Annotated in this window: 1 protein-coding gene; it reads right to left on the reverse strand. The window is 77.1% G+C overall.

Features of this window, described 5'->3' with window-relative positions; translation table 11 throughout:
* Nucleotides 1-7,994: SDR family NAD(P)-dependent oxidoreductase (locus ABT023_RS28620; protein ID WP_502890775.1), on the reverse strand; the 7,994-nt coding region annotated here is incomplete at both ends.

Consider the following 7,994-nt stretch of genomic DNA (forward strand, 5'->3'; position numbering starts at 1 on the left):
TCGGCGTGGGTCGCGTCGTCGTGGGTCTGCGTGACCGGTTTCTCCTCGGTCGGCGGCCGGTCGTCGCCCCACCGGGCGACGAACGCCTGCAACTGGACCATCAGCTTCTGCCTGGTCAGCCGGTCCGGCGCGTCGGCCGCGAAGGCGGCGTCCATTCGTTCCAGCTCGGCCAGCAGCGGCGCGGCCGTCACGGTGCCGTCGTCGACGAGCTGATCGCGCAGGTGCCGGGCCAGCGCCGCCGGGGTCGGGTAGTCGAACACCACGCTGGGGGGCAGTTGCACGCCGCTGGCGGCGCGGAGCCGGTTGCGCAGCTCCACGGCCGTCATCGAGTCGAACCCGACCTCCCGGAACGCGCGGTCGGGCTCCAACGTCCCGCCGTCGGCGTGGCCCAGCACGCTGGACGCCTGCGCGCACACCAGGTCGACGAGGATCGTCTCGCGTTCCCCCGCGCCGAGCGGACGCAGCCGCTCCCGCAGCACCGCCGCCGCCTCGTCGTCCGCCGGCTGACGGACGTCGTCGGCGGGCAGCGCCTCGCGCGCCTCGGGGATCTCGGTCAGCAGCGGGCACGGGCGCATGGCGGCGAACGTCGGCACGAACCGTTCCCAGCGCACGTCCGCCACCACGACGGTCGACTCGTCGCGGACCGCCCGGGCGAGCGCCTCGACGGCCAGCTCCGGCGGCAGCCCCGGCAGCCCGCGCCGGCGCAGCTGCTCCAGCTCCGGCGACGCCGGGTCGTCCTGCCACGGCCCCCACGCCACGTCGGTGGCCGGCAGCCCGTCGTGCCGACGGTTCACCGCCAGCGCGTGCAGCAGCGCGTCGCCGGCCGCCTGACCGGCCCGGCCGCCCGCGCCCCACACCCCCGAGGTGGAGGTGCACAGCACGAAGGCCTCGACCCGCCGGTGGGCCAGCTCGTCGGCGTACCGGGGGACGTCGCCCACGGTCGCGACGAGGTCCGCGGCCAGGGCCGCGACGGTCAGCTCGGCCAGCGGCACCGACCCGGTCTCCGCCGGGACGTGCACCAGCCCGGTGACCGGCCGGTTCTCGGCGGCGAGCTGCTCCATCAGGTCGGTGAGCTTGCCCGCCGCCGGCTCCTCCAGCGGCAGCACCTCGGCGCCCTGCCGGGCGAGCCACGCGCCGGTGTGCCGGGCCAGTTCGCCCGCCCCGCCGGTGAGCACGACGGTCCCGTGCGGGGTGTAGCCCCGGCCGGTTTCCGCCGGCCGGGTGGTGTCCCGCACGAGGCGTCGGGTGTGCACCTCGGCGCCCCGGACCGCGAGCTGGTCCTCCCCCTCGACGTTGGTGAGCGCGGTGACCAGCGCGGCGTACGCCGCCTCGTCGGGGCGGCCGGGCAGGTCCACGACGCCCCCGAGGTGCCTCGGGTGTTCCAGCGCCGCGACCAGGCCGAGACCCCAGGTGGTGGCCTGCGTGGGACGCGCGACCGGCTCATCGTCGACGGCGACTGCGCCGGTGGTGGCCAGCCACAGCGGCACGGCCGGGCCGGGCCGCAGGGTGTGCGCCTGCACCAGCAGCAGGTTCGCCGCGAGGCCGGTCGGCAGGGCGGTCTGCTCGGGGTGCGGGGCGTCGTCCAGCGCCAGCAGGGACAGCAGCCCCGTCGGCAGGTGCTCCGCGCCGAGCCGGTCGAGGTCGGCGGCGAGGGCGTCGCGGGTGACCGTGGCCGGGTCGACCGGCAGCACGTGCACGGTCGCCCCGACGGCGGTGAGCGCGGCCACGATCCCGCCCGGGTCCTGCTGCCGGGGGGTCACCACCAACCAGGTGCCCGGGTCGCCGACGGTCATCGGCCGCCGCCGCCAGGTGACCCGGTACCGCCACCCGTCGAGGGTGCCGTCCCGGTGCTGGCGTCGCCGCCACGAGTCGAGTTCCGGCAGCACCTGGCGCATCGGCTGGTCCGGGTCGATGCCGAGCCGGCCGAGGTCGCCGTCGGTGACCGCCCGCCAGAACTCGTCGTCCACCGGGTCGACTGCCGGGGCCGGTGCCACGGTCAGCGTCGGCCAGTAGCGCTGCGGCTGGAACGCGTACGTGGGCAGGTCGGGCAGGTCGCGGGGGGTCGGGCGGGGCCCGGCCAGCGCGTCGAGCACCGCCGCCCAGTCCACGTCCCGCCCGCCGGCGTGCAGGGCGGCGAGGGCGGCGAGCAGGGCGGCCGGCTCGTCCGCGCCGGCCCGCAGGGCCGCCACGGCCGTCCCGTCGGAGTCGGTGGGCAGCAGGCCGGCGGTGAGCGCGGTCAGCACGCCCTGCGGCCCGAGCTCCAGGAACGTGTCCACCCCGGCCGCCCGCAGCGCGGTGACCCCGTCGGCGAACCGGACGGCCTCCCGCACGTGCCGCACCCAATACTCCGGGGTACGCAGCTCGTCGCCCTCGGCGACCGCGCCGGTCAGGTTCGACACCACCGGCAGGAGCGGGGCGGCGAAGGTCAACCCCGCCAGCACGGTACGGAACTCGTCGAGCATCGGCTCCATCAACGGGCTGTGGAACGCGTGACTCACCGTCAGCCGGCGGGTGCGCACGCCCCGGCCCCGCCACACCTGCTCGACCTCGTCGAGGGCGTCGACCGCCCCGGAGACGACGACCGAGGTGGGGCCGTTGACGGCCGCGATCCCGACCCGGTCGGTGAACCCGTCCAGCGTCGGCAGCACCTCGGCCTCCGACGCGTTGACCGCCAGCATCCCGCCGCCGGCCGGCAACGCCTGCATCAACCGACCACGCGCCGCCACCAGGGCGCACGCGTCCGCCAGGGACAGCACGCCGGCCACGTGGGCGGCGGTGATCTCGCCGATCGAGTGACCGGCCACCTGGCCGGGGACCACGCCGAACGACTCGACCAACCGGAACAGCGCCACCTCGACGGCGAACAGGCCCGCCTGGGTGAACACGGTCCGGTCCAGCAGCTCCGCCTCGGCGGTGCCCGGCTCGGCGAACAGCACCGGCTTCAGCGGCTGCGGCAGCAGGCCGTCCAGCATCCCGCACACCTCGTCCAGCGCCGCCGCGAACACCCCGAACGTGGCGTACAGGTCCCGGCCCATGCCGGCGCGCTGCGCGCCCTGGCCGGAGAACAGGACGGCGAGGCCGCCGGGGCGACGCCGGGCCGTGGTGAGCGCGGGGTGCGACTCACCGGCGGCCAGCGCCCGCAGCGCCGCCGACCGGGCCGGCCTGTCGGCCGCGACGACGACCGCGCGGTGGCCGAGGTGGGCCCGTCCCGCCGCGAGGCCCCAGGCGATCCGGCCGGGGTCGCCCGCACCGGTCGCCACCAGGTCGGCCAGCCGGCCCGCCTGGTCGCGCAGCCCGGCCGGGTCCGCCCCGGAGAGCAGCCACGGCAGGGGCGTCGGGACCGCCGACCGGCCCGCCTGGTCGCGCAGCCCGGCCGGGTCCGCCCCGGAGGGCAGGGGCGTCGGGCCCACCGCCGGCTCCGGGTCGGTCCGGTGCCCGCCCGTCGCGGCCGGGTCGGCCCCCCGGTCCTGGCCGGTGGCCGGTTGCGGCGCGGGCGCCTCCTCGATGATGACGTGGGCGTTGGTGCCGCTGATCCCGAACGAGGAGACGCCGGCCCGGCGCGGCCGGTCGGTCCCGGTCCACGGCCGGGCCTCGGTGAGCAGCGCCAGCGCGCCCGACGACCAGTCCACGTGCGGGGTCGGCGCGTCGACGTGCAGCGTCGCCGGCAGCAGCTCGTGCTGGAGGGCGAGCACCATCTTGATCAGGCTGGCGGCGCCCGCCGCGGCCTGGGTGTGCCCGATGTTCGACTTCACCGAGCCCAGCCACAGCGGCCGGTCCGCCGGCCGCTGGTGCCCGTACGTGGCCAGCAGCGCCTGCGCCTCGATCGGGTCGCCGAGGGTGGTGCCGGTGCCGTGCGCCTCGACGGCGTCCACGTCGCCGGGCGTCAGCCCGGCGACGTCCAGCGCCTGCCGGATCACCCGCTGCTGCGCCGGCCCGTTCGGGGCGGTCAGGCCGTTGCTGGCGCCGTCCTGGTTGACCGAGCTGCCGCGCACCACGGCGAGGATCCGGTTGCCGTCGCGCTGCGCGTCGGAGAGCCGTTGCAGCAGCAGGACGCCGACGCCCTCGCCCCAGCCGGTGCCGTCCGCGCCGGCGGCGAACGCCTTCACCCGGCCGTCCTCGGCGAGGCCGCGCTGCCGGGAGAACTCCAGGAACGCCCCCGGCGTCGACATCACCGTCACGCCGCCGGCCAGGGCCATGTCGCACTCGCCGGAGCGCAGCGCCTGGGCGGCCAGGTGCAGGGCGACCAGCGCCGACGAGCAGGCCGTGTCGACGGTGACCGCCGGCCCGTGCAGGCCGAACGAGTACGCCAGCCGACCGGAGACGACGGAAGCGCCGTTGCCGGTGGCCTGGTAGCCCTCCACCTGGGACCGGGCGCCGAGCAGCAGGGTGGCGTAGTCCTGGCCGTTGGTGCCCATGAACACGCCGGTGGCGGTGCCGCGTACCCGCTGCGGGTCGATGCCGGCGGACTCGAACACCTCCCAGGTCGCGTGCAGCAGCAGCCGCTGCTGCGGGTCCATGGCCAGGGCCTCGCGCGGGTTGATGCCGAAGAACGCGGCGTCGAATCCGGCCACGTCGGTCAGGAAGCCGCCGCTGCGGGTGTAGCTGGTGCCGACCTGATCCGGGTCGCTGTCGAACAGGGAGTCCAGGTCCCAGCCCCGGTCGGTGGGCATCGGCGTCACCGCGTCCGTCCCGTCGGCCAGCAGCCGCCACAGCTCCTGCGGGGAGGACACCCCGCCGGGGAAGCGGCAGGCCATCGACACGATCGCGATCGGCTCGTCGGCCGCCGGCCGGACCACGGTGACGCCGGCCGCCGGGCCGTCGGCCGCGCCGGCCACCAGTCCGGTACGCAGGAAGCGGGCCAGTTCCAGCGCCGACGGGTGGTCGAAGACCACGGTCGACGGCAGGGTCAGTCCGGTGACCCGGCCGAGCCGGTCCCGTAGCTGCACGGCCGCGAGGGAGTCGAAGCCCAGCTCCCGGAAGGCTCGGCCGGCCGGTACCTGGTCGGTGGAGCCGTGGCCGAGGACCGCCGCCGCCTCCGCCCGGACGAGGTCGACCAGCAGCGTCTCCTGGCCGGTCGCCGGCAGCCCGGCGAGCCGGGACCGCAGGGCGGCGGTGACGCCGGTCTCCTCGGGCTGGGGCTCCGGCTGTTCGACGCCGACCGGGGCGACCCGGTCGAAGAGGCCGCTCGGTCGCGCCGCGGTGAACGCGGCGACGAACCGGGACCAGTCAACGTCCGCGATCACCGGCGCCGCCTCCGGGGCGTTGACCCACCGGCCCAGCGCCGCCACGGCGGCCTCGGGCGCGAGCGGGGCGAACCCGCGGCGGCGCAGGCCGTCGGCGGTCTCCCCGGCCGCCATGCCGTCGGACGCCCACGGCCCGTACGCGAGGGCGGTGGCGGGCAGGCCGGCGGCCCGGCGGGCGGCGACGAGCGCGTCGAGCAGGGCGTTGCCGGCCGAGTACCCGGCCTGGCCTCCGCCGCCCCAGACGCCCGCGACGGAGGAGAAGACGACGAACGCGTCGAGGTCCCGGCCCCAGCAGGCGGTGTCCAGGTGCACGGCCCCGAGCACCTTGCCGGCCAGGGTCTCCGAAAGCTCGCCGTCGGTCAGCCCGTACGCCGGGGTGGTGCCGCCGGACGCGCCGGCGGTGTGCACGACGGCGGTCAGGTCCGGCAGGCCGGCGACGAGCGCGGCGACGGCCTCGGCGTCGGCGACGTCGCAGGCGACCACCCGCACCGCGCCGAGGCCGGCGAGGTCGCCGGTCAGCTCGGCGGCGCCGGGGGCGTCGGGGCCCCGCCGGGAGGCGAGCACCACCTCGGCGGCCCCGTTGGCCAGCAGCCACCGGGCGGTGTGCCGGCCCAGCGCACCGGTGCCGCCGGTGACCAGCACCGTGCCCGCCGGCTGCCAGCCCGCCCCGGCGGGCGGGGCGGCCGGGACGAGCCGGCGGGTGAAGACGCCGTTGCGGCGCACCGCCACCTGGTCGAGGGTGCCGTCGGTGAGCACCGCGACGAGGGCGGCGCGGGTGCCGCGGTCGGCGCGGGCGGGCAGGTCCACCAGCCCGCCCCAGCGGTCCGGCTGTTCCAGGGCGACGGCCCGGCCGAGGCCCCAGGCGAGCGCCGCCCAGACGTCGCCGGCCCGCTCCGCGGCCGAGACCGGCAGGGCGGCCCGGCTGAGCGCCCACACCCGACCGGGCAGGCCCGCGTCGGTCAGCGCCTGGGTGAGGGTGAGCAGCACCGCCGTGCCGGCGGGGACCCCGGGCGCGTGCGGGAGCGGCCGGTCCTGCCGGGGCAGGACGCACAGCGCCCCCGCCCAGCCCTCGTCGCCGATCCGGCGCAGCCGCTCGGCCAGCTCGGCCCGGGTCTGGGCCGGCGGCACGGTCAGGGTGTCGACGCGGGCGCCGGCCTCGGTCAGCGTCTTCGCCACGCCCGCGTCGGCGCCGCTGCCGACGGTGACGACCAGCCACCGCCCGGACAGTCCGGTCGCCGGGGCCGGCCGGACCGGTTCCCAGCCGACCCGGTACGACCACCCGTCCAGCGCCATGTCCCGGGTCCGGGCCCGACGCCACTGCGACAGCACGGGCAGGGCCGGGGTGAGGGCGTCCACGGCGGCGGCGTCGCCGAGCTGGCTGGCCAGGGCGGTGAGGTCGCCGCGTTCGACGGCGGCCCAGAAGTCGGCGTCGCGCCCGTCGTCGCCGGGCAGCGGCCGGGGCGCGGCCTCGGGCCAGTACCGCTGGTGCTGGAACGCGTACGTCGGCAGCTCGACGCGCTGCGCTCCGGTGTCGGTGAACCACTGGGTCCAGGTCACCGGCACGCCGTGGACGTGCAACTCCGCCAGGGCCGCCAACAGCGCGTGCGCCTCGGGCCGGTCCCGGCGCTGGGCGGCGACGGCCAACACACCGTCGTCACCGGCCGGCAGGACGTCGCCGGCCATCGCCGTCAACACACTCTGCGGCCCGACCTCCAGGAAGGTATCCACCCCGGCGCTGCGTAGCGCGACGACTCCGTCGGCGAACCGAACGGCCTCCCGCACATGCCGCACCCAATAGTCCGGGGTACGCAGCTCGTCGCCCTCAGCCAGCCCGCCGGTCAGATTCGACACCACCGGCAGCAACGGGGCAGAGAAGGTCAACCCGGCCAGCACGGCACGGAACTCGTCGAGCATCGGCTCCATCAACGGACTGTGGAACGCATGACTCACCGTCAACCGGCGGGTGCGCACGCCCCGGCCCCGCCACACCTGCTCGACCTCGTCGAGGGCGTCGACCGCCCCGGACACCACCACGGCCGACGGGCCGTTCACAGCCGCGACACCGACCCGGTCCGTGAACCCGTCCAGCGTCGGCAACACCTCGGCCTCCGCCGCGGCAACCGCCAACATCCCACCACCGGCCGGCAACGCCTGCATCAACCGACCACGCGCCGCCACCAGCGCGCACGCGTCCGCCAGGGACAGCACCCCGGCCACGTGAGCGGCCGTGATCTCGCCGACCGAATGACCGGCCACGAAGTCCGGCACCACACCGAACGACTCGACGAGGCGGAACAACGCCACCTCGACCGCGAACAGACCCGCCTGCGTGAACACGGTCTGATCCAGCAGGCCCGCCGCCTCTGATCCCGGCGCGGCGTTCAGCACCTCCCGGAGGGGGCGCGGCAGCCGGCCGTCCAGTTCGGCGCACGCCTCGTCGAGCGCGGCGGCGAACACGGGGAACGCCTCCGCCAGCTCCCGGCCCATCCCGGCGCGCTGCGCACCCTGACCGGAGAACAGCAGCGCCAGCCGGCCCCGCTCGGTGGCGGCACCCGTGACGACCGCGCCGGAGGGCTCGCCCGCGTCGAGGGCCCGAAGGGCGGACAACAGGCCATCCCGGTCGTTCGCCAGGAGCACCGCCCGCTGTTCCAGGGCTGGTCGGGTGGTGATCGACGACCAGGCCACATCCACCGGACGCACAGCCTCATCGGCCGACAACCAGCGCCCCCACCGGCCCGCCTGCGCCGCCAA

The organism is Micromonospora sp. NPDC002296 (assembly GCF_040296145.1).
GTDB lineage: Bacteria > Actinomycetota > Actinomycetes > Mycobacteriales > Micromonosporaceae > Micromonospora.